This window comes from Sphingomonas sp. BK481 (genome assembly GCF_014194875.1).
In the GTDB taxonomy this organism is placed as follows: domain Bacteria; phylum Pseudomonadota; class Alphaproteobacteria; order Sphingomonadales; family Sphingomonadaceae; genus Sphingomonas; species Sphingomonas aerolata.
This window is the reverse complement of sequence record NZ_JACIAP010000001.1, coordinates 786,668-812,714: the sequence shown is the minus strand read 5'-3', so window position 1 is coordinate 812,714 and position 26,047 is coordinate 786,668. Positions and strand designations below refer to the sequence as shown.

Annotated in this window: 27 protein-coding genes; 17 read left to right on the top strand and 10 right to left on the bottom strand. The window is 66.4% G+C overall.

Annotated features, from left to right (window positions below):
- Nucleotides 1-2: 2 nt before the first annotated feature.
- Both FHY04_RS03850 and secG read right to left on the bottom strand, forming a co-directional pair.
- Nucleotides 3-1,637 carry a CTP synthase gene (locus FHY04_RS03850; RefSeq protein WP_031395051.1) on the bottom strand — a complete coding sequence of 545 codons (1,635 nt, stop codon included), beginning with the start codon at nucleotides 1,635-1,637 and terminating at the stop codon, nucleotides 3-5.
- Nucleotides 1,638-1,721: 84 nt separating this feature from the next.
- Nucleotides 1,722-2,114 carry a preprotein translocase subunit SecG gene (secG, locus tag FHY04_RS03845; RefSeq protein ID WP_031395050.1) on the bottom strand — a complete coding sequence of 131 codons (393 nt, stop codon included), beginning with the start codon at nucleotides 2,112-2,114 and terminating at the stop codon, nucleotides 1,722-1,724.
- Between the two features lie 235 nt (nucleotides 2,115-2,349).
- On the opposite strand from secG, the gene FHY04_RS03840 reads away from it, so the two are divergent.
- The 8 genes from FHY04_RS03840 to eda all read left to right on the top strand — a co-directional run bounded on the left by FHY04_RS03840 (nucleotide 2,350) and on the right by eda (nucleotide 9,884).
- Nucleotides 2,350-2,667, top strand: a complete 318-nt coding sequence (locus FHY04_RS03840) for a MarR family transcriptional regulator (protein ID WP_031395049.1) — start codon at nucleotides 2,350-2,352, stop codon at nucleotides 2,665-2,667.
- On the top strand, nucleotides 2,588-3,037 hold the full coding sequence (locus FHY04_RS03835; RefSeq protein WP_260171285.1) for a hypothetical protein: 450 nt from the start codon (nucleotides 2,588-2,590) through the stop codon (nucleotides 3,035-3,037). Before FHY04_RS03840 ends, FHY04_RS03835 begins: the two co-directional genes overlap by 80 nt.
- On the top strand, nucleotides 3,034-3,963 hold the full coding sequence (argC, locus tag FHY04_RS03830; protein WP_183935406.1) for an N-acetyl-gamma-glutamyl-phosphate reductase: 930 nt from the start codon (nucleotides 3,034-3,036) through the stop codon (nucleotides 3,961-3,963). Before FHY04_RS03835 ends, argC begins: the two co-directional genes overlap by 4 nt.
- 23 nt (nucleotides 3,964-3,986) lie before the next feature.
- On the top strand, nucleotides 3,987-5,450 hold the full coding sequence (zwf, locus tag FHY04_RS03825; protein WP_037528659.1) for a glucose-6-phosphate dehydrogenase: 1,464 nt from the start codon (nucleotides 3,987-3,989) through the stop codon (nucleotides 5,448-5,450).
- Nucleotides 5,451-5,701: 251 nt separating this feature from the next.
- On the top strand, nucleotides 5,702-6,406 hold the full coding sequence (gene pgl / locus FHY04_RS03820; protein ID WP_031396120.1) for a 6-phosphogluconolactonase: 705 nt from the start codon (nucleotides 5,702-5,704) through the stop codon (nucleotides 6,404-6,406).
- Nucleotide 6,407: 1 nt separating this feature from the next.
- Complete coding sequence (gene edd, locus FHY04_RS03815; protein ID WP_031440817.1) at nucleotides 6,408-8,222, top strand: phosphogluconate dehydratase; 1,815 nt, start codon at nucleotides 6,408-6,410, stop codon at nucleotides 8,220-8,222.
- A gap of 88 nt (nucleotides 8,223-8,310) precedes the next feature.
- Complete coding sequence (glk, locus tag FHY04_RS03810) at nucleotides 8,311-9,279, top strand: glucokinase (protein WP_031396123.1); 969 nt, start codon at nucleotides 8,311-8,313, stop codon at nucleotides 9,277-9,279.
- Nucleotides 9,276-9,884, top strand: a complete 609-nt coding sequence (gene eda / locus FHY04_RS03805; RefSeq protein ID WP_031440818.1) for a bifunctional 4-hydroxy-2-oxoglutarate aldolase/2-dehydro-3-deoxy-phosphogluconate aldolase — start codon at nucleotides 9,276-9,278, stop codon at nucleotides 9,882-9,884. Before glk ends, eda begins: the two co-directional genes overlap by 4 nt.
- Nucleotides 9,885-10,136: 252 nt before the next feature.
- Here the strand turns inward: eda and mltG are convergent, their stop codons facing one another.
- The 6 genes from mltG to fabD form a co-directional block, all read right to left on the bottom strand.
- Nucleotides 10,137-11,105 (bottom strand): endolytic transglycosylase MltG, encoded by a 969-nt coding sequence (gene mltG, locus FHY04_RS03800; protein ID WP_183935405.1) that lies wholly within the window; start codon nucleotides 11,103-11,105, stop codon nucleotides 10,137-10,139.
- 100 nt (nucleotides 11,106-11,205) lie between these two features.
- Nucleotides 11,206-12,468 carry a beta-ketoacyl-ACP synthase II gene (gene fabF, locus FHY04_RS03795; RefSeq protein ID WP_031440820.1) on the bottom strand — a complete coding sequence of 421 codons (1,263 nt, stop codon included), beginning with the start codon at nucleotides 12,466-12,468 and terminating at the stop codon, nucleotides 11,206-11,208.
- A gap of 121 nt (nucleotides 12,469-12,589) precedes the next feature.
- Nucleotides 12,590-12,826 (bottom strand): acyl carrier protein, encoded by a 237-nt coding sequence (locus FHY04_RS03790; protein ID WP_031393971.1) that lies wholly within the window; start codon nucleotides 12,824-12,826, stop codon nucleotides 12,590-12,592.
- Nucleotides 12,827-12,987: 161 nt separating this feature from the next.
- Nucleotides 12,988-13,725, bottom strand: coding sequence for a 3-oxoacyl-[acyl-carrier-protein] reductase (gene fabG, locus FHY04_RS03785; RefSeq protein ID WP_031440821.1), 738 nt, complete (start codon nucleotides 13,723-13,725; stop codon nucleotides 12,988-12,990).
- Nucleotides 13,726-13,738: 13 nt separating this feature from the next.
- Nucleotides 13,739-14,158 carry a GxxExxY protein gene (locus tag FHY04_RS03780; RefSeq protein ID WP_183935404.1) on the bottom strand — a complete coding sequence of 140 codons (420 nt, stop codon included), beginning with the start codon at nucleotides 14,156-14,158 and terminating at the stop codon, nucleotides 13,739-13,741.
- A 33-nt stretch (nucleotides 14,159-14,191) separates the two neighbouring features.
- On the bottom strand, nucleotides 14,192-15,151 hold the full coding sequence (fabD, locus tag FHY04_RS03775) for an ACP S-malonyltransferase (RefSeq protein ID WP_183935403.1): 960 nt from the start codon (nucleotides 15,149-15,151) through the stop codon (nucleotides 14,192-14,194).
- Between the two features lie 194 nt (nucleotides 15,152-15,345).
- On the opposite strand from fabD, the gene FHY04_RS03770 reads away from it, so the two are divergent.
- From FHY04_RS03770 to FHY04_RS03730, 9 genes are all read left to right on the top strand, one after another.
- On the top strand, nucleotides 15,346-15,702 hold the full coding sequence (locus FHY04_RS03770) for an RcnB family protein (protein WP_031393976.1): 357 nt from the start codon (nucleotides 15,346-15,348) through the stop codon (nucleotides 15,700-15,702).
- A gap of 332 nt (nucleotides 15,703-16,034) precedes the next feature.
- On the top strand, nucleotides 16,035-16,469 hold the full coding sequence (rpsF, locus tag FHY04_RS03765; protein WP_031393977.1) for a 30S ribosomal protein S6: 435 nt from the start codon (nucleotides 16,035-16,037) through the stop codon (nucleotides 16,467-16,469).
- Nucleotides 16,470-16,471: 2 nt separating this feature from the next.
- Nucleotides 16,472-16,696 carry a 30S ribosomal protein S18 gene (rpsR, locus tag FHY04_RS03760; protein ID WP_031393978.1) on the top strand — a complete coding sequence of 75 codons (225 nt, stop codon included), beginning with the start codon at nucleotides 16,472-16,474 and terminating at the stop codon, nucleotides 16,694-16,696.
- Between the two features lie 11 nt (nucleotides 16,697-16,707).
- The gene (gene rplI / locus FHY04_RS03755) at nucleotides 16,708-17,304 is read left to right on the top strand and encodes a 50S ribosomal protein L9 (protein WP_031440825.1); all 597 of its coding nucleotides are present in this window, start codon (nucleotides 16,708-16,710) and stop codon (nucleotides 17,302-17,304) included.
- A gap of 379 nt (nucleotides 17,305-17,683) precedes the next feature.
- A complete protein-coding gene (locus FHY04_RS03750) occupies nucleotides 17,684-17,995 on the top strand; it encodes a hypothetical protein (protein WP_031393980.1) in 312 nt (103 codons plus the stop codon).
- 75 nt (nucleotides 17,996-18,070) lie between these two features.
- Entirely contained in the window at nucleotides 18,071-18,871 is an 801-nt protein-coding gene (locus FHY04_RS03745; RefSeq protein WP_183935402.1) for a hypothetical protein, read from the top strand.
- On the top strand, nucleotides 18,868-19,236 hold the full coding sequence (locus FHY04_RS03740; protein WP_183935401.1) for a Rap1a/Tai family immunity protein: 369 nt from the start codon (nucleotides 18,868-18,870) through the stop codon (nucleotides 19,234-19,236). The genes FHY04_RS03745 and FHY04_RS03740 overlap by 4 nt, the downstream gene beginning before the upstream one ends.
- 268 nt (nucleotides 19,237-19,504) lie before the next feature.
- Nucleotides 19,505-22,585 (top strand): TonB-dependent receptor domain-containing protein, encoded by a 3,081-nt coding sequence (locus FHY04_RS03735; protein ID WP_183935400.1) that lies wholly within the window; start codon nucleotides 19,505-19,507, stop codon nucleotides 22,583-22,585.
- Nucleotides 22,586-22,791: 206 nt separating this feature from the next.
- The gene (locus FHY04_RS03730; RefSeq protein ID WP_031440198.1) at nucleotides 22,792-23,103 is read left to right on the top strand and encodes a hypothetical protein; all 312 of its coding nucleotides are present in this window, start codon (nucleotides 22,792-22,794) and stop codon (nucleotides 23,101-23,103) included.
- Between the two features lie 153 nt (nucleotides 23,104-23,256).
- Here the strand turns inward: FHY04_RS03730 and FHY04_RS03725 are convergent, their stop codons facing one another.
- The gene (locus tag FHY04_RS03725; protein WP_183935399.1) at nucleotides 23,257-23,538 is read right to left on the bottom strand and encodes a hypothetical protein; all 282 of its coding nucleotides are present in this window, start codon (nucleotides 23,536-23,538) and stop codon (nucleotides 23,257-23,259) included.
- 556 nt (nucleotides 23,539-24,094) lie between these two features.
- Nucleotides 24,095-25,909 carry a DNA mismatch repair endonuclease MutL gene (mutL, locus tag FHY04_RS03720; protein ID WP_183935398.1) on the bottom strand — a complete coding sequence of 605 codons (1,815 nt, stop codon included), beginning with the start codon at nucleotides 25,907-25,909 and terminating at the stop codon, nucleotides 24,095-24,097.
- Nucleotides 25,910-26,047: the final 138 nt, after the last annotated feature.

The following is a 26,047-nucleotide window of genomic DNA, read 5'->3' as shown; positions in this document are numbered from 1 at the left end:
GGTCAGACGAGGCGGCTCTGTTTGACCGCGGCTTCGATGAAGCTGGCGAACAGGGGGTGTGGGTCGAAGGGTTTGCTTTTCAGTTCGGGGTGGAACTGGACGCCGACGAACCAGGGATGGTCGGGACGCTCGACGATCTCAGGCAGGGTGCCGTCGGGCGACATGCCCGAAAAGACCAGACCGCCCTGTTCGAGCACGTCCTTGTAGCCCGTATTCACCTCGTAGCGGTGACGATGGCGTTCCGAGATGTCGGTGCCGCCATAGATCGCCGCGACGACGCTGTTGCCGTCGAGCTTGGCGTCATAGGCGCCGAGCCGCATCGTGCCGCCGAGATCGCCCTCGGCCGCGCGCGTCTCGAGACCCTCGCGGCCCATCCATTCGGTGATCATGCCGACCACCGGCTTGTCGGTCGGGCCGAATTCGGTCGACGAGGCGTCGGGCACGCCGCCGAGACCGCGCGCGCCCTCGACGCAGGCCATCTGCATCCCGAAGCAGATCCCGAAATAGGGGATCTTGCGTTCGCGTGCGAACTTGACCGAGGCGATCTTGCCCTCCGCGCCGCGTTCGCCAAACGCACCGGGGACGAGGATCGCGTCGCAGGGCTCGAGCTGGCCGGCGATGTCGCTTTCGGCATTCTCGAACAGCTCGGCGTCGATCCAGCGGACGTTGACCTTGACGCGGTTGGCGATGCCGCCATGGACCAGCGCCTCGTTGAGCGACTTGTAGGCGTCCTGCAGCCCGACATATTTGCCGACCACGCCGATCGTGACCTCGCCCTGCGGATTGGTCAGCCGGTCCATGATCTCGGTCCAGCGCGACAGGTCGGGCGCGGCGGCGGGTTCGATCCCGAACGCGCGTAGCACCTCGATATCGAGGCCCTCGCCGTGATACTGGAGCGGCACCGCATAGATGCTCTTCGCGTCGAGCGCGGGGATGACCGCGCTGGCGGGGACGTTGCAGAACAGCGCGATCTTCGCGCGCTCCGACGGCGGCAGCGGGTGTTCGCAGCGGCAGACGAGCACGTCGGGCTGGACGCCGAGTGCGGCGAGTTCGCGGACCGAATGCTGGGTCGGCTTGGTCTTCAGCTCGCCCGCGGCGGCGATATAGGGGACCAAGGTCACGTGGATGCTGATTGCCTTGCCGCGCCCTTCCTCGTTCTTCAGCTGGCGAATCGCCTCGATGAAGGGGAGCGATTCGATGTCGCCGACGGTGCCGCCGATCTCGCAGAGCACGAAGTCGACATCGTCGGTCTCGGCGCGCGCGAACGCCTTGATCGCGTCGGTGACGTGCGGGATGACCTGCACCGTCGCGCCGAGATAGTCGCCGCGGCGTTCGCGGGCGATGATCTGCTGATAGATGCGGCCGGAGGTGACGTTGTCCGACTGGCGCGAGGGCACGCCGGTGAAGCGTTCATAGTGACCGAGGTCAAGATCGGTCTCGGCGCCGTCGTCGGTCACATAGACCTCGCCGTGCTGATAGGGCGACATCGTGCCGGGATCGACGTTCAGATACGGATCGAACTTCCGGATCCTGACGCTGTAGCCGCGTGCCTGGAGGAGGGCGGCAAGCGATGCCGCCATGAGACCTTTACCGAGCGACGATACCACGCCCCCGGTGATGAAAATGTACCGAGCCATGGGAAGAGTCTCGTAGCGTGTGTTGGGGACGAACGACAAGCGCCCGCGGATCACGCAGGGCGCTTTTGTCGGCGAATGGAGTGTTTAGCGGGCGAGCGGGACCGCGCCATTGTCGGCAGGCGCCGGTGCGGCGGCGCCAGCATTCTCTGCACCACCGGCGAACGGTGCCGCATCGCCCTTGGGCTCCGCGGTCGGAACCGCGGTGGCGGCGGCCGCCGGAGTGCGGGCGAGCGACGTGTCGATGTCGGTGCTGCGGTGATTCGCCGCGAGGATCGCGAGCAGGATCGAGAACAGCACGAACATCGTCCCGAGCACGCCGGTTGCGCGCGTCAGGAAATCGGCGGCGCCGCGGGCCGACATCAGCCCCGAGGGACTGCCGCCCATGCCCAGACCGCCGCCTTCCGACCGCTGCATGAGGATCACGGTGACGAGGGCGGCCGCGATGATCGCGTGGATGACAAGCAGGAAGGCGAACATTGCGCGGAAAACCCCGGAACTTTTACGAAGCCGCGCACATAGGCGAGCCGGCGGCAACGATCAACCGCATCCCGGGCTCCGGATATCGCACACGACACCGAAACACACGGAAACAAGCCGTGCGGGCGGGCGTTGTGACAGCGTAATGACGTTCCTTAACGGGACGTAGACCCTGAAATTCAGATGGCGGATCAACGCTGTGGCATCAATGGCAGTCAATACTCTATCGACGTGGATGACGGCTCTGGTCGATTATGTCCGTTCGGGTGAACCGGATCTGACCAATCGCCAGATGGCGCTTTTGCTGCTCGTCTATCTCAAACCCGGCCCGCATACGGTGCGCGGTCTGGCGCGTGCACTGAACGTATCGAAGCCGGTCGTCACGCGCGCCTTGAACAGATTGGGTGCCCTCGGCTATCTGCGCCGGCAACGCGACGATAGCGACAAGCGCAACATCTTCGTCGCGCGGACGAGTGAAGGGGCAGATTTTCTTGAAGAATTCGGGCAGTTCATCGGCGATAACGACGCCGCGCCCCGCGCCGCGACAGCCTGACGGCGTCATTCAGCCGCGTGATTCTGCCGACTCGCGTCGCCAGAGTTTCGCGCTGACCGGGCGTTCGGTCGATCTCGACCTGCGCACGCACGCGGTCCGCCGCGACATTGCCGACATCCGCCTCGCCGAGCATGTCTTTGCGCCGCATTATGCGGTGCCGATGATCCGGCTGGTCGCGCGCACCGCGACGCTGCGCGCGGGCCGTGACACGGCGAGCGAGACGGTCACCGCGCTGGCGGTCGGCGACACGATCGAAGTGCTCGAGATTGCGGGATCGTCCGCCTGGGGCGTCGCGCAGCCGCATGGGCTGGTCGGCTATGTCGAGATCGACGCGCTCGACCTGCCGGACGGCAAGGCGGTGGCGGCATGACCGCGACGGTCTTCATCGACGGTGCGGCGGGCACCACCGGGCTCGAGATCCGCGACCGGCTCGCCGGGCGGTCCGACATACAGATCGCCTTGCTCGACGAGGCGAACCGCAAGGATCCCGCGGCGCGGCGCGCGGCGCTCAACGATGCCGATTTCGTCATCCTGTGCCTGCCCGACGATGCCGCACGCGAAGCGGTCGCGCTGATCGACAATGACCGGACGCGGGTGATCGACGCATCGAGCGCGCACCGCGTGGCGCCGGGCTGGACCTATGGGTTCGCCGAGCTGCCGGGTCAGGCGGCGCGGATCGCCACGGCGACGCGCGTGTCCAACCCCGGCTGCTATCCGACCGGTTTCCTCGCGCTCGTCGCGCCGCTGGTCGCGGCCGGGCTGCTGCCGGCGGGCCACCCGCTGAGCGTCAACGCGACATCGGGCTATTCGGGCGGCGGCAAGGCGATGATCGCCGAGTTCGAGGGGGCCGGCGCCACCCCGACCGCGTTCCGCGCCTATGCGCTGGGCCTCGCGCACAAGCATATCGCCGAGATGACGCAGCACGCCGCGCTGACGCATGCGCCGATCTTCGCGCCCGCGGTCGCCAACACCTATCGCGGGATGGTCGTCGAGGTGCCGTTGCACCTTCATGCCCTGCCCGGCCGGCCGACGCTGGCGGCGGTCGAGGACGTGCTGCGGCAGGCCTATGACGGCGCGGCGCTCGTGACCGTGGCGGCGGGCGATGCGGCGGCGATCGCGATCGAGGAAAATGCCGGAACCGACCGGTTGACGTTGCGCGTCTGCGGCAACGATGCGACCGGTCATGCGCGGCTGGTCGCGACACTCGACAATCTGGGCAAGGGCGCCGGCGGCGCCGCGGTCCAGAACCTCAACATCATGGCCGGGGTCGACCCGGTCGCCGGTCTGGTTTCGTAAGACCGACTGACCCAGGAGCTCTCATGCACCGTAATCCCGTAGCCAAGCTGCTCCTGTTCGGCGCGACCGGCGATCTCGCGCAGCGGATGCTGTTGCCCTCGCTCTATGGCCTGCACGCCGACGGGCTGCTGCCCGAGGGGCTGACGATCACCGGCGCGGCGCGTCACGATCATGACGACGCGGCGTATCGCACCTTCGCGAGAGCCGCGCTCGACGAGTATCTGAAAGACGATCGCAAGGATGCGGGGACGATCGACGCGTTCCTCGAGCGCGTGCATTACCAGCCGACCGACCTGTCCGATCCGGCGAGCTTCCAGCCGCTGGCGGACAAGATCGGCGACATTTCGGGCGGGCTCGCCATCTATCTGTCGACCGCGCCGTCGCTGTTCGAATCGGCGATCGAGGGGCTGCACAAGGTCGGGCTGGCGGGCGAGACGGTCCGGGTCGGGCTCGAGAAGCCGCTGGGCTATGACCTGCCGACGAGCCGCGAGATCAACGACGCGGTCGCCAAGGCGTTTCCCGAGAACCGGACCTACCGGATCGATCATTATCTGGGCAAGGAAACCGTCCAGAACATCCTGGCGCTGCGCTTCGGCAACTCGTTCTTCGAGCCGGTGTGGAATGCGCAAGGCATCGACAACGTCCAGATCACGATCTCCGAGACGGTCGGGCTGGAAGAACGCGCGGGCTATTACGAGAGCGCGGGCGCGCTGCGCGACATGGTCCAGAACCATATCCTGCAACTGCTCGCGCTGATCGCGATGGAGCCGCCGGCGCGGTTCGAGGGCACCGACGTCCGCGACGAGAAGTCGAAGGTGTTCCGCTCGCTCCGGCTGATCAAGCCCGAGGAGGCGCCGCACGTCACCGTGACCGGGCAATATGCCGAGGGCGCGGTCAACGGGAAGTTCGTGAAGAGCTATTCGGAGGAGCTCGGCCAAACGTCGACCACCGAGACGTTCGTCGCGATCAAGGCGCATGTCGACAACTGGCGCTGGCAGGGCGTGCCCTTCTACCTGCGCACCGGCAAGCGGATGGCGGCACGCGGCAGCGAGATCGCGATCCAGTTCAAGGCGGTGCCGCATTCGATGTTCGCAGGGCGCGGCGGGCTGCTCCAGCCCAACATGCTGATCATCCGCCTGCAGCCCGAAGAGCATGTCCAGCTGCTGGTGATGGCGAAGGAGCCGGGTCTCGACCGTGAGGGCGTGCGGCTGCGCGAGGTGCCGCTGAACCTCAGCCTCGACGCCGAGTTTGCGGGTACGCGCCGGCGCATCGCCTATGAGCGGCTGCTGCTCGACCTGATCGAGGGCGACCAGACATTGTTCGTGCGGCGCGACGAGGTCGAGGCGCAGTGGACCTGGATCGATGCGATCCGCGAGGGCTGGAAAGCGAACGGAATGAAGCCCAAAAGCTATCCGTCGGGCAGCTGGGGCCCGTCCGCCGCGATCGCGCTGACCGAGCGCGACGGCGTGACCTGGCAGGACGACTGAGCATGTTTTCCTCCGTTCGTCCCGAGTAGCCGTCGAGCTTGTCGAGATGGCGTATCGAGGGATCGGCCCGGTTGTGGCATTGTACCTCGATACGGGCTCTCGACTTCGCTCGATCCCTACTCGGCACGAACGGGACTGGTTGGTAGGAACGGGCCGCTGAGTAGGAACGGGACTGCTGGGTGCGAACGGGACTGGCGGACACGACCTGAACTGTTGGGCACGAACACTAATTTCTAAGTGAGTTTGAGCATATGACCGAAATCGAATGGTGGGATTACGAGGACACCGAGGAGCTCGCAGCCGCGGTTGCCGGCGACATCCAGTTCGTCATCGAGAGCGCGCTCGACGCGCGCGGCTCGGCGGTGATCGCGCTGGCGGGCGGCAAGACGCCGATGGCGGCGTATGAGAAGCTCGCCCAGGCCAAGCTCGACTGGAAGAAGGTTACGATCATCCCCGGCGACGAGCGGATCGTGAAACTGGGCGATCCGATGTCGAACGTCACCGCGCTCGCCAAGATCTTCCTGCCCAAGGGTGCGCGGGTAAAGCCGATCGTTCCCGATGCGATCTCCGACTACAAGGCCGCTGGTCGTTCGGCGGATGCGCTGATGCAGGACCTGCACTGGCCGCTCGACTTCTGTCTGCTCGGCATGGGTACCGACGGCCATACCGCGTCGATCTTCCCCGGCCCCGATTTCGACGAGGCGCTGAGCGGTCCCAAGGAACGCCGCGCGGTTGGCGTGATGCCCGAGCCGCTGCCGCCCGAGGCGCCGGTCGCGCGCGTCACCCTGTCCGCGGCGGCGATCGCTTCGTCCAAGGCGCTGATGATCATGATCACCGGCGAGGAGAAGAAGACGCTGCTCGAACAGGCGATCGAGCAGGGTCCGTCGTCCAAATATCCGATCGGGCGCGTGCTGGCCGAGGTCGAGCTGCCCGTCGACATCCACTGGGCCGCCTGAGATGCTGAACGCCGTCGTCTCCGCGGTCACCGACCGGATCATCGAACGGTCGCGCGACAGCCGCGCCGCCTATCTCGCGCTGATCGACCGCGAGGGCGAGGCGCAGGTGCGCCGGCCGTCGCTGGGCTGCGCGAACCTCGCGCATGCCTATGCGGGGACCGAGGAGGACCGCGATGCGATGAAGGCCGATGCCGGCATGAACATCGGCATCGTGACGGCGTATAACGACATGCTGTCGGCGCATGCGGTCTATTACCGCTATCCCGAACTGATGAAGGTCTGGGCGCGCGAGGCCGGCGCGACCGCGCAGGTCGCGGGCGGCGTGCCGGCGATGTGCGACGGCGTGACGCAGGGCTATCCGGGGATGGAGCTGTCGCTGTTCAGCCGCGACACGATCGCGCTGAGCACGGCGATCGCGCTGAGCCACGGCACGTTCGAGGGCGCGGCATTGCTCGGCATCTGCGACAAGATCGTGCCGGGGCTGCTGATGGGCGCGCTGCGCTTCGGGCATCTGCCGATGGTGCTGATACCGGGTGGGCCGATGCCGACCGGGCTGCCCAACAAGGCCAAGGCCGCGGTGCGCGAGAAGTTCGCCGAAGGGCTGGTCGGGCGCGAGGAGCTGCTCGAGGCGGAGATCGGCGCCTATCATTCGAAGGGCACCTGCACCTTCTACGGCACCGCCAATACCAACCAGATGATGATGGAGGTCATGGGCCTCCACATGCCGGGCGCGGCGTTCGTCAATCCAGGTACCAAGCTGCGCCAGGAACTGACGCGCGCGGCGGTCCATAGGCTCGCGAAGATCGGCGCGCGCGGCGACGATTACCGGCCGCTCGGCCGCTGCGTCGACGAGCGCGCGATCGTCAATGCGGCGGTCGGCCTGCTCGCGACGGGCGGCTCGACGAACCATCTGCTCCACGTTCCCGCGATCGCGCGTGCGGCGGGGATCGTGATCGACTGGGAGGATTTCGATCGCCTGTCGGCGGCGGTGCCGCTGATCGCGCGCGTCTATCCCAACGGCTCGGCCGATGTGAACGCGTTCGAGGCGGCGGGCGGCATGCCCTATGTGATCCGCGAACTACTGGGCGAAGGGCTGCTCCACGGCGACATCATGACGATCGGCGGGCAGGATCTGTCGGCCTATGCCAAGACCGCGGTCGTCGCGGACGGCGCGCTCGAATGGCGCGACACGCCCGACAGCGGTGACGAGACGATCCTGCGCCCCGCCACCGCGCCGTTCTCGGCGGATGGGGGGATGCGGATCCTCGCGGGCAATATCGGCCGCGCGTGCATCAAGGTGTCCGCGGTCGAGCGCGATCGCTGGATCGTCGAGGCGCCCGCAATGGTGTTCGACGACCAGCTCGACGTGATCGAGGCGTTCAAGCGCGGCGAGCTGGAAAAGGACGTCGTCGTCGTCGTCCGCTTCCAGGGGCCGCGCGCCAACGGCATGCCCGAGCTGCACAAGCTGACCCCGCCGCTGGGCGTGCTGCAGAATCGCGGATTCAAGGTGGCGCTCGTCACCGATGGGCGCATGTCGGGTGCGAGCGGCAAGGTGCCGTGCGCGATCCATTGCTCGCCGGAAGCACTGCTCGACGGCGCGATCGGGCTGATCCGCGACGGCGACATGATCCGCGTCGATGCGGTCAACGGCACGCTGGAAGCGCTGGTCGATGCGGACGTATGGGCGACGCGCGAGATGGTGACGCTGCCGCCCGCGGTCAGCGGCATGGGTCGCGAGCTGTTCGGCATGTTCCGCGGACTGGCCGACGAGGCCGAAAAGGGCGCGTCGGCGATGCTGGCGGGCGCGGGGCTGTAGAGCCCGCGCCTACCGTTCGTTCCGGGCGATGTCCTTCGACGTCGCCCAGGACGAACGGCGATAAGAGATCAAGGATCGGGAGAGACCAATGGAAATCGTAGCGGCAGATATCGGCGGGACGCATGCGCGCTTTGCGATTGCCGAGGTCGAGAATGGCCGCGTCGTCAAGCTGGGCGAGCCGGTGACGATGAAGACCGCCGACCACGCGTCGCTGCAGACCGCCTATCAGGCGTTCGAGGCGGGGCTGGGACGGCCCCTGCCCCGCGCGCTGGGCATCGCGGTCGCGTCGCCGGTCGCCAACGACGTGATCCGGCTGACCAACAATCCGTGGATCATCCGCAAGTCGTTGATCACCGAGCGGCTGAACGCGGACCAGTGGGTCGTCGTCAATGATTTCGGCGCGGTCGGCCATGCCGTCGCGCAGGTTCCCGACAGCGACTTCATCCATCTGTGCGGCCCCGACACGCCGCTGCCGTCCGAGGGGATCACGACGATCTGCGGGCCGGGCACCGGCCTGGGCGTCGCGCAGCTGCTGCGGCACCGCGACCGGTACCAGGTGCTGGAGACCGAGGGCGGTCACATGGACTTTGCGCCGCTCGACGGGATCGAGGATGCGCTGCTCAAGCGGCTGCGCAAGACCTTTACGCGGGTCTCCGCCGAGCGCGTCGTCGCCGGGCCGGGGATCGTCGCGATCTACGAGACGCTGGCCGAGATGGAGGGGCGTTCGGTACCCAGCCGCGACGACCGGACGATCTGGACCGAGGCGATCGACGGCACCGATTCGATCGCGCTCGCAGCGCTCGACCGCTTCTGCCTCGCGCTCGGCGCGGTGGCGGGCGATCTCGCGCTCGCGCAGGGTGCCAAGGCGGTGGTGATCGCGGGCGGGCTCGGCTTCCGGATCAAGGACCGCCTGGTCCGCTCGGGCTTCGACCAGCGCTTCGTCGCCAAGGGCCGGTTCCAGACGATGATGGCGGCGATGCCCGTCAAGCTGATCACCCATCCCCAGCCCGGCCTGTTCGGCGCCGCGGCTGCCTTCGCACAGGAACACACGCAATGACCGCAACCATCGCAGACATCATGCAGACCAGCGCCGTCATCCCGGTGCTGGTGATCGAGGACGCGGCGCTGGCCCGTCCGCTCGCCGAGGCACTGGTCGCGGGCGGGCTGCGGGTGCTCGAGGTGACGCTGCGCACCGGCGCCGCGCTCGAGGCGATCGCCGAGATGAAGAAGGTCGAGGGCGCGATCGTCGGTGCGGGCACCGTCGTCAACACGCGCCAGTTTGCCGAGGTGATGGACGCGGGCGCCGAGTTCATCGTCTCGCCGGGCCTGACCGAGCGGCTCGCGACGCCGATCATCGAGAGCGGTGTGCCGTTCCTGCCCGGCATCGCCAATGCGGCGGACATCATGACCGGGCTCGACCTCGGCCTCACGCATTTCAAGTTCTTCCCGGCGGAGGCGAGCGGTGGGCTGAAGGCGCTGAAGGCGCTGGCGGCGCCGTTCTACCAGGCGCGGTTCTGCCCGACCGGCGGGATCACCGAGGCCAGCGCGCCCGAGTGGCTCGCGTTCAAGCCGGTGCTGTGCGTCGGCGGGAGCTGGGTGACCGGCGGCACGATGGCCGAGATCGAGATGAAGGCGCGCGCGGCCAACGCGCTGCGGGGGTAAGGATCGGACGTGCGGCACTGGTGCCCACGTCCCCCCCTTCCCGTTCGTGCCGAGTAGAGACCGAGTAGCCCCGATGGGGCGTATCGAGGGCTCGTATCGAAGCACCGCTTATCCGAAGAGGGGGTATCGACGGAGGGGGCCCGTGCGCCAATTGTCCCTCGATACGCCGCTTCGACTTCGCTCAGCAGCTACTCGGGACGAACGGGGTGGCTGAGCGACCCGGCGCCATGCTGTCAGGCGCCGAAGGGGCGATTACATCTCGCCGCGGGCCTTGCGGATTGCGTACCATTTGCGGACGTTGGCGTTGTGCTGGTCGAGCGTGTCGGCGAACACATGGCCGCCGGTGCCGTCCGCGACGAAATACAGCGCCTTGGTCTGCGCCGGGTCGAGCACCGCGTCGATCGAGGCGCGGCTGGGATTGGCGATCGGGCCGAGCGGCAGGCCAGGGCTGGCATAAGTGTTGTAGCCGTTCTTCGCCTGCAGTTCGGAGCGCAGGATGCGACGGCCGAGCGGGCGGCCCTTGGTGATCGGGTAGATGACGGTCGGATCCGCCTGGAGCGGCATGCCGACGCGCAGACGGTTGCCGTAAACCGCGGCGACCATGCGACGCTCGGACGGCTTGCCGGTTTCCTTCTCGACGATCGAGGCGAGGATGATCGCCTGTTCGGGGGTCGCCACCGCGATGCCCGGCTTGCGCGCCGCCCAGGCCTTGGCAAGGTACGCCGTCATCGCCGACTGCATCTGCGCGACGACCGTGGCGCGCGTGTCGCCGCGTTCGAACGCATAGCTGTCGGGCAGGATCGAGCCTTCGGCGGGGACGGGCACGGTGCCGGTCAGGCCGTCGGCCTTCATCAGCGCGTCGTGGACGAGGACCGAGGGATAGCCTTCGGGGACCGCGACGAGCCGCTGGACGACCTTGCCGCCCTGCATCAGTTTCAGGATGTCGGACGGGCTGGCCTGCGCGGGGATGCGGTATTCGCCCGCCTTGATCGGATCGCCCGAGCCGAAGATGCGGGCGTAGAGGCGGAAGCGGCTGGCGGAGCGGATCGCGCCGGCCTTTTCGAGCTCGGTCGCGGCGGCGGCGAGGCTCGACCCTTGCGCGACCTGGACGGTGAGCGTGCGCGCGGCCGGGCCGGCGCCGCCCCAGCCCTGGACGACGAGGAACAGCGCGACGATCGCCACGAGGGCGAGGATCACTCCGAAACAGCCGACCTTGCGCATTAACGTTCCCCGGCGGAGGCCGGGGCCCAGTTGGGCGAACGGCTCGCTTCTATCGATAGACCATTCCAACTGGACCCCGGCCTTCGCCGGGGCACAGCGGTTACTTTACCAGCGTCATCACCAGCGAGGCGTTGGTGCCGCCGAAGCCGAACGAGTTGTTCAGCACCGCGCGGACTTCGCGCTTCTTGGCGACGTGCGGCACGAGGTCGACGCCGATGCAGCTGTCGCTCGGATTGTCGAGGTTGAGCGTCGGCGGCACGATCTGGTCGCGCAGCGCGAGGATGCAGAAGATGCTCTCGACCGCGCCCGCGCCGCCGAGCAGATGGCCGATCGCCGACTTGGTCGACGACATCGACAGGCCCGAGATCGCATCGCCGAACAGCCGGCGGACCGCGCCGAGTTCGAGCTCGTCGCCCATCGGCGTCGAGGTGCCGTGCGCGTTGATGTAGTCGATGTCCTCGAGCTTGAGGCCCGACTTCTTGATCGCCATCTGCATCGAACGGAACGCGCCGTCGCCTTCGGGATGCGGTGCGGTGACATGGTACGCGTCGCCCGACAGGCCATAGCCGATCACCTCGGCATAGATCTTCGCGCCGCGCGCCTTGGCGTGTTCATATTCCTCGAGCACGAGCACGCCCGCGCCCTCGCCCATCACGAAGCCGTCGCGGTCCTTGTCATAGGGACGCGAGGCCTTTTCGGGCGAATCGTTGAAGTTGGTCGACAGCGCGCGCGCCTGGGCGAAGCCGGCGATGCCGAGCGGGCAGACGGTGCCCTCCGCGCCGCCCGCGAGCATCACGTCGGCATCGTCCATCGCGATCATCCGCGCGGCGTCGCCGATCGCATGCGCGCCGGTCGAGCAGGCGGTGACGACCGCGTGGTTGGGTCCGCGCAGACCATATTTGATCGAGACCTGACCCGAGATCAGGTTGATCAGGCGGCCGTGGACGAAGTGCGGCGAGACGCGGCGCGGCCCCTTGGTGTGGAGGACGATCGATTCGCTCTCGATGCCCGGCAGGCCGCCGATGCCCGAGCCGATCGACACGCCCGCACGCCAGCTTTCCTCGACCGTCATCTCGGTCAGGCCGGCGTCTTCGAGCGCCTGGCCCGCGGCGTCGATGCCGTAGATGATGAAGGGATCGACCTGGCGCTGGACCTTGTGGTCGACGCGCTTGGCGGGATCGAAGCCATATTCATGGTCTGCGGGCTTCACCTCGCAGGCGATGCGACAGACCTGGTCCGACGCATCGAACCGGGTGATCGGGCCCGCCCCCGACTTGCCGGCGAGAATGTTCGCCCAAGCCGTTTCAACATCGGCCCCCAGGGGGGTGACCAGGCCTAGCCCGGTTACGACGACACGCCGCATGACCTCAAACTCCACATGCTTCCAAAACGAAACGGCTCCCCGCCCTCTTAGCCCAAGGACGGGGAGCCGCTCAGATCATAGCCACCAGGGCAAGCCCGACGGATCGGACCTCAAGCCCTGATCAGGCCTTGTGCTCGTCGATATAGGTGATCGCGTCCTTGACGGTCGCGATCTTCTCGGCCGCGTCGTCAGGGATCTCGACGCCGAATTCTTCTTCGAACGCCATGACCAGCTCGACGATGTCGAGGCTGTCGGCACCCAGATCGTCGATGAAGCTCGCATCTTCGGTCACCTTGTCGGCTTCGACGCCGAGATGCTCGACGACGATCTTCTTCACGCGGTCTGCGGTCTCGCTCATGTTCGTTCCCTCTATCTTTGGGGGTTTTTACCAGTTCCTGAACGCCCGTAGAACGGGGTCCGTTTCGTGGCAAGGGTCAGTTCATCGCCTTGCCGGGTCGCTTTGCGCGATTACGCGCGAAAACCGGGCGTTAGCCCGGCTCATGCCGCGGATCCGTGACGTCAGATCATCGCCATCCCGCCATTCACGTGCAGCGTCTGCCCGGTGACATAGCCCGCCTCGCGGCTGGCGAGATAGACGATCGCCGCGCCGATGTCCGCGCCCTCGCCCAGCCGGCCGGCCGGAATCTTCGTCGTCAGCGCGGTCTTCTGTGCGTCGGGAAGCGCGTCGGTCATCGGCGAGGTGATGAAGCCGGGGGCGACGCAGTTGACGGTGATGCCGCGGCTGGCGAGCTCCTGCGCCATCGATTTCGACATGCCGATCAGCCCCGCCTTCGACGCGGCGTAATTGGCCTGGCCGGGATTGCCGGTGACGCCGACGATCGAGGTGACCGAGATCATCCGGCCGAAGCGCGCCTTCATCATCGGCTTGGCGGCGGCGCGCATCAGGCGGAACGCAGCCTCGAGGTTGACGCGGATGACGCTGTCCCACTCGTCGTCCTTCATCCGCATCGCGAGATTGTCGCGGGTGACGCCGGCATTGTTGACGAGGATGTCGATCTTGCCGAGCTTTTCGACCGCCTGGGGGACGAGCGCGTCGACCGCGGCGGGGTCGGACAGGTCGCACGGCAGCGCGACATGATCGCCGCCGAGGGTGGCGAGGAAGGCGTCGAGCTTGGCGGCGTTGGAGCCGGATATGGCGAGGCGCGCGCCCTGTGCGGCGAGGGCCCGGGCGATCTCGGACCCGATCCCGCCCGATGCGCCGGTGACGAGGGCGGTCATGCCTGTGAGGTCGAACATTCTAACTCCGATTCTAGATTGGTTCGCGCAGAGACGCGGAGGACGCAGAGGGGCGGTGGTTGTTGACGAGGCGGCGGACGCCCTCTTTCAGGGTAGCGCCGCCGAAGTTGATGAGCAGCCCGACGGGCTGTCTGGTCAATCTGAGATAGGTCAGCAGTTGCTTTGCGTGCACGGGGAGAAGGCGCTCGACCGATTTGATCTCGACGACCAAGCGGTCGTCAACAAGAAGATCGATCCGAAATGCGGCCTCGAAGTGCAAGCCTTCGAACGCGATGTCGATCGGCCGCTGGCGAACCACAGGATAGCCCATCGTCGCCAGCCGACCGGCAAGCACCGCTTCGTAGACGCTTTCGAGCAGGCCCGGCCCAAGATCACGATGCAGTCGCAGAGCGACATCCAGGACATCGCCGCTGACCACATCGATATCTTTCATGGGCTCTGCGTCCTCTGCGCCTCTGCGCGAAATCTACAGTAGCTTAATCAACGCCTCGATGTCGTCCATCGTGATGACGCTGGTGGTTTCGGCGTCGGGGGCGGTGCGTTTTACCATGGGGGCGAGGACCTTGCCGCCGAATTCGACGAAGTGGCCGACGCCCGCCGCGTGCATCGCCAAGACCGATTCGCGCCAGCGGACCATGCCGGTGACCTGCTGGACGAGCAGGTGGCGGATCGCGCCGGGGTTGGCGACGGCGACCGCGTCGACATTGGCGAAGACGGGGACGAGCGGCGCGCGGAGGTCGGCGTCGAGGAGGGCGGCTTCCATCGCCTCGGCGGCGGGCTGCATCAGCGGGCAGTGGAACGGCGCGGAGACCGGGAGCAGGACCGCGCGCTTGGCACCGAGATCCTTGGCGAGGCCGATCGCCTTCTCGATCGCGAGGCGGTGGCCCGAGATCACGACCTGCGACGGGTCATTGTCGTTGGCGACGGTGCAGACCAGCTCGGCCCCGCCCTCGGCGAGGATCGAATCGACCGCGGCGCCCGCGATCAGCTGCGCCTTTTCGAGGTCGGTGCCGAGCAGTGCGGCCATCGCGCCCTCGCCCACCGGCACCGCCGCCTGCATCGCCCGGCCGCGCAGCTTCAGCAGCCGCGCGGTGGTCGACAGGTCGAGCGCGCCCGCGGCGCAGAGCGCGGTATATTCGCCGAGGCTGTGCCCTGCGACATAATCGGCCTTGTCGGCGAGGCGCAGACCGCCCTCCTTCTCGGCGACGCGCAGCGTGGCGATCGCGTTCGCCATGATCGCGGGCTGCGCATTCTCGGTGAGGAGGAGGTCGTCGGCCGGCCCCTCGCTCATCAGCCGGAACAGATTCTGGCCGAGCGCCTCGTCGACTTCGGCGAAGACCTCGCGCGCGGTGGCGCTGGCATCGGCGAGCGCCTTGCCCATGCCGACAGACTGGCTCCCCTGGCCGGGGAAGATGAACGCGCGCATGACCTCTCCTCTTTGAAGCGGGCGGACTAGAAAGGTGTGGCCCGAGTTGCAACCGCGCGAACCTGAACGAACCCGCCGGGCTTGCGACAAAATGCGACCAATTCGCGACCCCGGCGACAAGCGCCTGCGACAAGCGGCCCCCAGATTATGGAGGACGCCGCAGCATCGGCGCCGTGTTTCAACGGGAGAGTATCATGAAGAAGTTCATCCTCAGCGCGCTTGCCGCCACCCTCGTCGCCAGCCCGCTGCTGGCCGCCGCTCCGGCCGAGGCGCAGCAGCGCCGCGAAGTGACCACCGTGCGCCAGAACAACAATGGCCGCACCGTCGTCACCAAGCGGACCACCGTCCGCCCGAACCAGTATCGCAATTTCCGCACCGGCCAGCGGTTCGACCGCCGCTATGCGCAGAACTACCGGGTGATCACGACCTACCGCAACTATCGCCTCGCCGCCCCGCCGCGTGGCAGCCAGTGGGTCCGTTCGGGTCGTGACGCGCTGCTGGTCAACGGCCGTGGCAATGTGGTCCAGGTGCGGGGTGGCGCGTTCCGGTAAGGTCCGGGCCTCCATTACATCTTCATCCTGAGATGAGCGCCGTCCTCGATATACCCCGTCATCCTGACGAAAGTCAGGATCCAGGGTCAGACAGGGCGGCGCTCCGTTACTCTGGATCCTGACTTTCGTCAGGATGACGGAGGAGGGAGCGGATGACGGAAGGGGTTGGGAAGACGGACGGACACCTTGCCTTTCCCCGCCAATCGGGTAAGGGCCATCGCAACCGGGGTGAGGGATTCGCGTCTCTTGCCCCGGTTTGCATTCTAGACGACAGCCGGAGGGGTGCACGCATGGGGCGTGTATCAGCGATCGGCCAAGACGAAGGACAAGACATGGCTCTTTACGAGCACGTGTTCCTTGCGCGCCAGGATCTGGCACAGGCGCAGGTGGACGCTCTGGCGGAAATCGCCACCAAGATCGTGAACGACAACGAAGGTCGGGTCGTAAAGACCGAGAACTGGGGCCTGCGTTCGCTGGCGTACAAGATCGCCAAGAACCGCAAGGCGCACTATGTGATGCTCGAGATCGATGCCCCGGGCAACGTGATCGCAGAGCTGGAGCGCCAGACGCAGATCAACGAAGACATCATCCGTTACATGACGGTCAAGGTCGACACGCTCGAAGAGGGCCCGACCGTGATGATGCGCAAGTCGGACCGCGACCGTGAGCGTCGTGGCGACCGCGAAGGTGGCCGTGAAGGCCGTCCCGACCGCGGCGATCGTCCGGACCGTGGTCCCCGTCGTGACCGCGAAGAGGGAGCTGAATAATCATGGCACGTCCATTCTTCCGCCGCCGCAAGAGCTGCCCGTTCTCTGCCAAAGACGCTCCCCGGATTGACTATAAGGACGTCCGGTTGCTGCAGGGCTTCGTGTCCGAGCGTGGCAAGATCGTCCCGTCGCGTATCACTTCGGTGGCCGCAAAGAAGCAGCGCGAACTGGCCCAGGCCATCAAGCGTGCGCGTCATCTGGGCCTGCTGCCCTACATCGTTAAGTAAGGAGCGCCCCCATGGACGTCATTCTGCTTGAGCGCGTCGAAAAGCTCGGCGCCATCGGCGACGTGGTGAAGGTCAAGGACGGCTATGCCCGTAACTTCCTTCTCCCGAACAAGAAGGCGCTTCGTTCGAACGAAGCCAACCGCAAGGTTTTCGAAGCGAACCGTGCGCGGATCGAGTCGGACAACGCATCGCGCCGTGCCGATGCCGAGACCGAAGCGAAGACCTTCACCGACGCGAGCGTGACCCTGATCCGTCAGGCGTCGAACACCGGTCAGCTCTACGGCTCGGTCGCGGTTCGCGATCTGGTCGATGCGCTGGTGGCCGATGGTCACAAGGTCGGCAAGTCGGCGATCGTGCTCGACAAGCCGATCAAGGCGATCGGCGTGTACACCGTCAAGGTTGCACTCCACCCCGAGGTGTCGGTGTCCGTCAAGGTCAACGTCGCCCGGTCGCCGGAAGAAGCCGAGATGCAGGCTCAGGGCGTCGACGTCATGTCGTCGATGTTCGAGCGTGACGAGGCTGGCTTCGTCGAGGATTACGATCCGAACGCAGAGCCCGGCGCGACCGCCGAAGCCCCGCGCGACCAGGAGGAAGAGGCACAGGGCTAACCCCCTCGCCTTTCCTGGCCGACACGAAAAAGGCCCGTCCGGAGCGATCCGGGCGGGCCTTTTTCATGTCTGCGGCAGGAACGCCAGCGGTTCAGGGGCAGGTGACGCAAGCGCCGGCCATCGCGGCGAGGGGGACGAGCGCGAAGATGACGGGGAGGATCTGTTTCATGGCCGGCGAACTCTATGAAAAGGGACGCGGCGATAATGCCCAAGGCCAGCGAAAGGTTGCGGGCAGATGAACCGCGCGGCGCGGCGAACCGGCGGCATTCACCCCGCCCCCTGCTCCACCGCAGAAGACGCACATTCTGGCCAAAATCGATTGTCAGCGCGCGATTGTGATCGCTGAGTGCAGGTTCCAGTTTTTGGAAAGGTTAAGAAAATGCGTACGAGTCTCCAGAAATATCCGACGGTTGCCCTCCTGCTGATCGGGTCGATCGGGCTGGGCGGTTGCGCCACCAAGGGCTTTGTCCGCGAGCAGATCGCGACCGTCAACACGCGCATCGACGGCATGGACGGCCGCCTGCGGACCGTCGAGGGCACGTCGGGCGAGGCGCTGACCCAGGCCCAGGCCGCAGCCGGCCAGGCGCAGCAGAACGGCCAGAGGATCGACCAGATCAACGGTCGCGTCGACGGCATGGAGCAGAAGATGCAGCAGCAGATGCAGCAGCGCCAGCGCAAGCCGCGCGGCTGAGCCTGACCCTGCTCCATGCCAATACCCGGGACGGCTTTCGCCGCGCAGGATCGCCATCGTGAGAGGATCTTGCGCGTGAGAGGGCCGTTATCGGGACGGTACCGGGCGGCGGCGCTTGCCGGCCTGGCGCTGGCGCTCGTCGCCGCGCCGGTGCCGCTGGCGGCCGCTGCCGGCGCCAAGGTCGCCGCGAAGTCTGGTGGCAAGGCCGCTGGCAAGACGCGCGCGAAGCCGCGGCGCGGGGTAGCGGTGGCTGCCCCGGTCGTGCCGCTCGCGCTGCCGCTGCTGTCGCCGGCCGCGGACCAGATCGTCGCCTGGGTCTCGGCGGCGAAGGACAATGCCGGCCTGCCCTATGCGGTGATCGACAAGCAGGCGGCGTCGCTGCTGCTGTTCGATGCGAAGGGCGCATATGTCGGGCAGACGCCGGTGCTGCTCGGCGTCGGGATCGGGGACGATTCGTCACCGGGCGTCGGCGCGAAGGATCTGGCCGAGATCGGCCCCGCCGAGCGGACCACGCCCGCGGGCCGGTTCGTCACGAAGTTCGGGCGCGCGTTCGGACGCCAGTCTGTGCTGTGGGTCGACTATGCCAATTCGGTCGCGATCCATGCGGTGATCACGACCCACAAGAAGGAACGCCGGGTCGAGCGGCTGGTGTCGCCGAGCCCGGAGGACAACCGGATCAGCTTTGGCTGCATCAATGTCGGCAGCAAATTCTATACCGGCCAGCTGAGCCCGCTGTTCCGCCGCAAGGGCGGCGTGGTGTATATCCTGCCCGAGAGCCGCACGCTCGACGACGTGTTTCCGCGGGCGCGGCTGCTGCCCTATCTGAAGCCGACGCCGGTCGCGGCGACCCCTGGCGCGGAAAGCGAACCGACATGATCCTGCTCTGGCTCGCTGCGGTGGCCGCCGCCCCCGCCCCCACTCCTGCCCGCACCCCCGCTCGCGCCGACCGCCCCGTGGTGGTGAGCGCGCTGACCACCGAGGACCTGATCGCGCAGTGCCGCGGCAAGGATGCGGACCCCGCGCCGAGCTTCTGCACGGGCTATATCCTCGGCGCGTTCGACACGCTGTCGATGGCGCGCGAGATCTGCCCGTCGGCGACCAAGGGCTCGACGATCGACGCGGTGGCGACGACGCGCAAATATCTGCGCACCAAGGGCAAGAAGGCGAAGGCCGCGCCGATCTTCGTGGTCCGCGACGCGCTGCGCCGGTCCTTTGCGTGCGAGCGGAACGCCAAACGCTAGCCTGTCCGCCGTACCGGTAGTGGTACGGCCCTCGCACAATCCGCCGAAGTGCCACCCGCGACGATTCGTCGGCGGGCGGCCTGCCAATGTGCGGCGCCACGGTGAATGGCGATGGCTCTCGATAACCGAAATAGTGCCTATTCTGAACATGCTCGCAACATTCGTATGAAGAGGTCATATTTGGGTATTGTCATATAAGTCAGAATGGAGAATTCATGTCTCCGGAACCGGACCAAGCGCGATCGCGCAGCCGGACAAGGGGGCCTTCATGAACTTCAGACACACCACGTCCTATATTGCACTTGCCGGATCGCTGTTGCTGACGGCGATCCCCGCTGTGGCGCAGACCGCGACGGACAGCCCGGCGACGCCGGCCCAGGCCAAGGTCGAGGCCGATGCGCAGACCGCGTTCGCCGCGGGCGAGACGGCCAAGACCGTGTCCGACGACCTGATCGTCGTCACCGGATCGCGGATCCAGCGGCCCAACATGACATCGGCCGCGCCGATCACCTCGGTCACCGCGCAGGACATCCGCGCACAGGCGGCGATCACCGTCGAGGACGTGCTCAACCGCCTGCCGCAGGTGTCGCCCGACAGCCAGCAGACCTATCAGGATTCGGACGGCCGCCAGCGGATCAAGCTGCGCAGCCTCGGCTTCGAGCGGACGCTGGTGCTCGTCGACGGCAAGCGGCTGGGCACGCAGAACGGCCAGGACGTCGGCATCATCCCGCCCTCGCTGCTCGAACGCGTCGACGTGCTGACCGGCGGCGCGTCGTCGGTCTATGGATCGGACGCGGTCGCGGGCGTGGTGAACTTCATCCTGAAGAAGGATTTCGAGGGGATCCAGCTCGACGGCAATTACAGCTTCTACAATCACGAGAACAAGGACACGATCGTGTCGCCGCTGGCGCGCGCGAACGCGTTCGAGGCGCCGCGCGGGCTGACCAATGACGGCGGCCGGTCCGACGTCACGCTGACCGCGGGCACCAAGCTGTTCGACGGCGCGCTGCGCGTGTCGGGCTTCGTCAATTACCGCCAGGCCAATGACGTCCCCTATGACGCGCGGTCGAGCTCGGCTTGCCAGCTGGTCCAGACCGGCAAGGACGGCCCGCTGTCCTGCTCGCTGTCGACCTATTCGCCGAGCGGCTATATCTCGCCGCGCAGCGGGGCGAACAGCGGCGTCGGCTATGTCAACGATCCCGCCGGCACGCGGACGTTCGTGCCCTACGGCGCAGGCGCGGGCAACGCGGCCAACCCCTATGACGGCTATTCCTACCAGCGCGAATTCGAACGCTATACCGCCGGCGGCTTCGTCAGCGCGAAGATCGCGCCCGAGCTCGAGCTCTATGGTTCGGGGATCTGGTTCCGCGACAGGTCGGTGAACCCCTATCCGACGCGCGTCTACAGCTACACCGCCTATGGCGACACGCCGTACCAGGTGAACTGCAACAACCCGTTCCTGTCGACGTCGCAGGCCAGCACGATCTGCGGTGCGCAGGCGGGGACGTCGGCGCTCGCGCCGCTCGACGTGCGCTATCGCTTCAACGACCTGCCCTTCTCGCCCGACGTCTATCTGAACAAGGGGATCCGCGCGACCGCGGGGATCCGCGGCACCGTCGGCGAGGCGTGGACCTATGATCTGGGCGGCGTGTTCTCGCGCAACCAGCAGGACATCACCTTCGGCAATTTCGCCGATTTCGACCGGGTGAACCGCTCGCTCAACGTCGTCAGCGTCAACGGCACGCCGACCTGCGCGGCGACCGTGTCGGGGGTCGACCCGGCCTGTGTCCCGTTCAACGCGTTCAGCGCAGGGACGCTCGGCGGACCGCTCGCCGATTACCTCTTCACCGCGCGCAGCGGCACCTCGACCGGCGTCGCCAAATTGTGGGACATCGTGTCGTCGGTGACCGGCGACCTCGGCAAATACGGGATCACCTCGCCCTTTGCGAACCAGGGCGTCGCGATCGCGCTGGGCGGCGAATATCGCAAGGACAGCTATGCCTCGTCCGCCGATGCGATCTACCGCGAGCAGAATGGCGGCGAAGATTTCAACCTGAGCCAGGACGTGTGGGAATCGAACATCGAGGTCCAGGCGCCGCTGATCGAGGAGCGCCGCTTCGCGCATCTGCTGCAGGTCACGGGCGGCTATCGTGTGTCGAAATACAGCAGCAATCCCAAGACCTTCAACACATGGAAGCTCGAGGGCACCTATGCCCCGGTCAGCGACCTGACGTTCCGCGCATCGTTCAACAAGGCGCAGCGCGCGCCGACTGTTTTCGAGATCCGTCAGGCGACCGCGATCAACTATAGCCGGCAGGGCGGATCGCAGAACGACTTCTGCGCCCCCGTGCCGCGCCAGATCGCGGATCCCGCCAATCCCGGCCGCACGATCACCACGACCACGCCGATCGCCTCGCGCGAGGTGTGTGCGGCGACCGGGCTGTCCGACGCACTCTATGGCAGCGCGACCCTGCTGTGCCCGAACGACCAGTGCACGGTGCGATCGGGCGGGTTCACCGCGGATCCGGAAACCGCCTATACCCAGACCTATGGCCTGGTCGTGAAGCCGAGCTTCCTGCGCGGGCTGGTCTTCTCGGTCGATCGCTACCGGATCAAGATCAACAACTCGCTCGGCTATAACGACGACAGCTATTACACCGATGGCTGCCAGCGTTCGAACGGCGATCCGTTCTTCTGCTCGGGGATCGTCCGTCAGCCCGGCACCGGCATCCTCTACGCCGCCGCCGCGAACAACCCGACCAGCGGCTTCATCCGCGCGGGCACGACCAATTATTATTTCTCGATCGCGCGCGGCTGGGACTTCCAGAGCCAGTATACGCTGGGTCTGGGCGGGGTCGGCAAGATCGACTGGAACTTCAACGGGTCGCTGACCACCTTTGCCGGCGGGCAGGATTCGCCGCTCCAGCCCAAGCGCAATTGTGCGGGCTATTATGGCAATGGCTGCGGCCAGCTGCTGCCGAAATGGTCGCACGGGCTGCGGACGACCTATACGACGAGCGACGGCATCTTCAGCACCTCGTTCAACTGGCGCTATGTCGGGTCGCTGACGAGTGCGGACAATTCGGGCGATCCGGCGATCGGCGGCACGCCCGACCGCGCGCGGACGACCTTCTACAGGATCGCGCCGGTGAATTATTTCGACCTGGCGCTGACCTTCGCCGTGTCGCGCGATTTCTCGCTCCGGCTGATCGCGAACAACCTGCTCGACAAGACGCCGCCGATCCTGGCGAATTCCTATGACATCAGCCTGGCGCGCAGCAACACGATCCCCGCGCGCTACGACGCGCTGGGCCGCAACCTCGCGGTCGGGGCGACCGTGCGGTTCTGATCGAACCGGGGCGTATCGGGGGGGCTCGTCGTTCGCGACGGGCCCCCTTTTTTTGGTGCGGGAGCCAGCGACGTCCGTCCGTCGCGTCGCGCTCAAGACGCGTTAAGATCCGCGTGCGAGGCGCCGGCATTTTCGACGTCATGACGCAAACGGAACAAGACTGCGTCGAGAGTGTTCGAACCTGTTGTAAGTACAGGGAGAGTTAAATGTCAGATTATCGGGGCGGCGAGCCAATTCGTCAGAAGAGCGGCGCAGGCAAGACGATCGTCATCGTCCTTGTCGTCATTGCGGCCATCGTCGGTGTCCTCTTTGCGACCGGGTTCTGGAGCGCCAACGTGAAGGAAGGTTCGCTTCCGGAGGTCTCCGTCAAGGGCGGTGACATGCCGAATGTCGATCTCGACTCGAAGGCAGTCGTCGTCGGCACGAAAAAGACCGAAGTCGAGGTCCCCAAGGTCAAGACCGAGACCGAAACGGTCGACGTGCCCACCGTGGGCGTCAAGGACAATGGCGAGAAGTAAGACTTCGCCTGACGTCACGAGCCCTCACCTGACGGTGGGGGCTTTTTTTTTGTGACGCGACGCGGATGTAAGGGCGTTATCGCCGGGCACCGGGCACCGGGCACCGGGCAGCCGGTGTCAACGGCTCAACTTGGTGGAAACTCGACTTTCAGCCTACAAAGCGAGCATGAGAATCCTCATGCCGAGAAGGTGCAAAGCCGGCAGTGCGAGCGCAGTGACGAAGCGCCATTTCGTCAATCGGCGATAGCAGAGAAAGCCCGCCGTCACAGCAGCGACGAGCATGACAGGCTGAGCGAGCAAGAACAATACCAGCGCCCACGCGCCGACGGACTGTCCACCGTCCATCGCCATCGGCGAAACTAACGCGAGCATTGCCGCTCGACCCAATAGAGTGCCAGACAGCAGCGATGCCGCGAGCGGAAGCATACGCGTCACGGTAATTGCCAGATGTTTTGCCGGGCATGAACGCTCCTTTGCTTCCAACCCCGCTAAGCTTCGAATGTCTGCAATTGTGCGAAGGTGTAAGTGTCAGCTTAATCCACCTGCCAAGGTAACCTGTTGCGAACAACGTTGGCAATGGCCATGGACGACGCTCGCAGTAGATAGCACTCCTGCCACGAAAGTGTTGAAGTATCTCGTCGAATCAAAATATGCAGGAGCACAAAGAATTCGACCCTAAAACATAACCTATGTTATGCATTATGCGCTTTATCCATGTCGCATAAGCCTTGAAGTACACCTGAAAGGCGTATTTTCCATAAATCGTAGTATCAATAGTTAATTGTCGATCCTCGGATCAAACTTAATAATAGTCCTGAGCAGCCTGCTTTATTACATGCCGATGCGTTCGGCAGGCGGTTCTGCTGGGGGGGGGTACCGTGAGCAGTGCCTGTCGAACACCATCGTTGGTCAAAGCTCTTGTATTTACGATAATCACGAACGGGAGTGTGGGGGGCTGCGGGAGACGGCGCCCACCCCCACGCCGCACGGTTTACTTGCGGCCGAACAGTTTCTCGATGTCGCCGTGCGCGAGTTTTACCCAGGTGGGGCGGCCGTGGTTGCATTGGCCCGAATGGGGGGTGATCTCCATTTCGCGCAGCAGCGCGTTCATCTCGGGGACCGAGAGGATGCGGCCGGCGCGGACCGAGCCGTGGCAGGCCATGGTGCCCGCGACCGCGTCGAGCCGTTCCTTCAGCGACAGCGCCTCGTCGAACGCGGCGAGTTCGTCGGCGAGGTCGGTGACGAGGCCCCTGGGATCGCTCTGGCCGAGCAGCGCGGGTGTCGCGCGGACCAGCATCGCGCGCGCGCCGAAGCGTTCGAGGTCGAGCCCGAAGTCTGACAGTTCGGCGGCGCGCGCCTCGAGCCGGTCGCAGGCGGGTTCGTCGAGTTCGACGACCTCGGGGATCAGCAGCGCCTGGCTCGCGACCGTGCCGCCGGCGAGCGCGGCGCGCATCCGTTCGAGGACGAGGCGTTCATGCGCGGCATGCTGGTCGACGAGGACGAGACCGTCCTCTGCCTCGGCGACGATATAGGTCTTGGCGACCTGGCCGCGCGCGACGCCCATCGGGAAGGATGAGGTTTGCGGCGGGGGTGCCCAGGCGGGTTCGGCTCTTGCCTGTGGGGGCGCGGCGAAGAAGGTGGGGCGGGTGTCGTTGACGCTGGCGTAGCTGCGGGATTCCAGCGGTAGCCTTTGGGGCGTGCCCTCACCTTCCCACCCGCTTTGCGGGCGGGCCCCTTCCTCTCCCCCGGGGGGAGAGGAGTTTTCTGGCTGCCACATCGACAGGGCGGACTCGGATGCGCGCTGGCTGCGGTGGCCGGCGGCGTCGAGGGCGCGGCGCAGGCCCGAGACGATCAGGCCGCGGACCATTGCCGGGTCGCGGAAGCGGACCTCGGTCTTGGCGGGGTGGACGTTGACGTCGACCTGGTCGGTGGGGACGTCGAGGAACAGCGCGACGACCGCGTGCCGGTCGCGCGGGAGCATCTCGGCATAGGCGCCGCGGATCGCGCCCATCAGCAGCCGGTCCTTAACCGGCCGGCCGTTGACGAACAGATACTGGTGATCGGCAATGCCGCGATTGTAGGTCGGCAGGCTGGCGACCCCGCCGAGCACGAGCATGCCCGAGTCGACCGGCCGTTCGAGATCGATCGTGACCGCATTGTCGGCGAGCGCGCGATCGGTGAGCGTCGCGACCCGGCCCGGCCGGTCCTCGACCTGCGTCGCCGCCAGCGTGCGGCGGCCGTCATGCTCGATCGTGAAGCCGATATCGGGTCGCGCCATCGCCAGCCGGCGGACGACGTCGAGACAGGCGGCATATTCGGCGCGCGGCGAGCGGAGGAACTTGCGGCGGGCGGGGACGCGCGCGAACAGATCCTCGACCACGACGCGCGTGCCGGGGGGCAGCGCGGCGGGCCCCTCGCGCTCGACCCGGCCATTGTCGACGATCCGCGACCAGCCTTCGGCCCCCCTCACCCGGCTCTCGATCGTCAGCCGTGCGACGCTGGCGATCGAGGGCAGCGCCTCGCCGCGAAAGCCGAGCGTCACGACCGATTCGATGATCTCGTCGGGCATCTTCGAGGTCGCGTGCCGTTCGAGCGCGAGCATCATGTCGGCGGGCGTCATGCCGCATCCGTCGTCGGCGACTTCGATGCGCGATGTGCCGCCTTCGACGAGGAGAATCGCGATGCGTCCGGCGCCCGCGTCGATGGCGTTCTCGACTAACTCCTTCAACGCGCTGGCGGGTCTTTCCACCACTTCACCGGCGGCGATACGATTGACGAGATGCTCGGGGAGACGCCGTATTGACATGGGTTTGCGTCTAGACCAAGCGACGGCATCCCGCGACCCGCAAACGCCCGCTTATTAGGCACCCGGTGCTCGAAAACACCGGCGGGGCCCGCGAGATGATGTGCGAAATGCCGCCCGTCCGGCGGCCAGGATTACGGG

Excerpts from the sequence above, each read along its gene's own strand:
- FHY04_RS03850 (WP_031395051.1), bottom strand. The coding sequence starts at position 1,637 with ATGGCTCGGTACATTTTCATCACCGGGGGCGTGGTATCGTCGCTCGGT.
- secG (WP_031395050.1), bottom strand. The coding sequence starts at position 2,114 with ATGTTCGCCTTCCTGCTTGTCATCCACGCGATCATCGCGGCCGCCCTC.
- FHY04_RS03840 (WP_031395049.1), top strand. The coding sequence starts at position 2,350 with ATGACGGCTCTGGTCGATTATGTCCGTTCGGGTGAACCGGATCTGACC.
- argC (WP_183935406.1), top strand. The coding sequence starts at position 3,034 with ATGACCGCGACGGTCTTCATCGACGGTGCGGCGGGCACCACCGGGCTC.
- zwf (WP_037528659.1), top strand. The coding sequence starts at position 3,987 with ATGCACCGTAATCCCGTAGCCAAGCTGCTCCTGTTCGGCGCGACCGGC.
- pgl (WP_031396120.1), top strand. The coding sequence starts at position 5,702 with ATGACCGAAATCGAATGGTGGGATTACGAGGACACCGAGGAGCTCGCA.
- edd (WP_031440817.1), top strand. The coding sequence starts at position 6,408 with ATGCTGAACGCCGTCGTCTCCGCGGTCACCGACCGGATCATCGAACGG.
- glk (WP_031396123.1), top strand. The coding sequence starts at position 8,311 with ATGGAAATCGTAGCGGCAGATATCGGCGGGACGCATGCGCGCTTTGCG.
- eda (WP_031440818.1), top strand. The coding sequence starts at position 9,276 with ATGACCGCAACCATCGCAGACATCATGCAGACCAGCGCCGTCATCCCG.
- mltG (WP_183935405.1), bottom strand. The coding sequence starts at position 11,105 with ATGCGCAAGGTCGGCTGTTTCGGAGTGATCCTCGCCCTCGTGGCGATC.
- fabF (WP_031440820.1), bottom strand. The coding sequence starts at position 12,468 with ATGCGGCGTGTCGTCGTAACCGGGCTAGGCCTGGTCACCCCCCTGGGG.
- FHY04_RS03790 (WP_031393971.1), bottom strand. The coding sequence starts at position 12,826 with ATGAGCGAGACCGCAGACCGCGTGAAGAAGATCGTCGTCGAGCATCTC.
- fabG (WP_031440821.1), bottom strand. The coding sequence starts at position 13,725 with ATGTTCGACCTCACAGGCATGACCGCCCTCGTCACCGGCGCATCGGGC.
- FHY04_RS03780 (WP_183935404.1), bottom strand. The coding sequence starts at position 14,158 with ATGAAAGATATCGATGTGGTCAGCGGCGATGTCCTGGATGTCGCTCTG.
- fabD (WP_183935403.1), bottom strand. The coding sequence starts at position 15,151 with ATGCGCGCGTTCATCTTCCCCGGCCAGGGGAGCCAGTCTGTCGGCATG.
- FHY04_RS03770 (WP_031393976.1), top strand. The coding sequence starts at position 15,346 with ATGAAGAAGTTCATCCTCAGCGCGCTTGCCGCCACCCTCGTCGCCAGC.
- rpsF (WP_031393977.1), top strand. The coding sequence starts at position 16,035 with ATGGCTCTTTACGAGCACGTGTTCCTTGCGCGCCAGGATCTGGCACAG.
- rpsR (WP_031393978.1), top strand. The coding sequence starts at position 16,472 with ATGGCACGTCCATTCTTCCGCCGCCGCAAGAGCTGCCCGTTCTCTGCC.
- rplI (WP_031440825.1), top strand. The coding sequence starts at position 16,708 with ATGGACGTCATTCTGCTTGAGCGCGTCGAAAAGCTCGGCGCCATCGGC.
- FHY04_RS03750 (WP_031393980.1), top strand. The coding sequence starts at position 17,684 with ATGCGTACGAGTCTCCAGAAATATCCGACGGTTGCCCTCCTGCTGATC.
- FHY04_RS03740 (WP_183935401.1), top strand. The coding sequence starts at position 18,868 with ATGATCCTGCTCTGGCTCGCTGCGGTGGCCGCCGCCCCCGCCCCCACT.
- FHY04_RS03735 (WP_183935400.1), top strand. The coding sequence starts at position 19,505 with ATGAACTTCAGACACACCACGTCCTATATTGCACTTGCCGGATCGCTG.
- FHY04_RS03730 (WP_031440198.1), top strand. The coding sequence starts at position 22,792 with ATGTCAGATTATCGGGGCGGCGAGCCAATTCGTCAGAAGAGCGGCGCA.
- mutL (WP_183935398.1), bottom strand. The coding sequence starts at position 25,909 with ATGTCAATACGGCGTCTCCCCGAGCATCTCGTCAATCGTATCGCCGCC.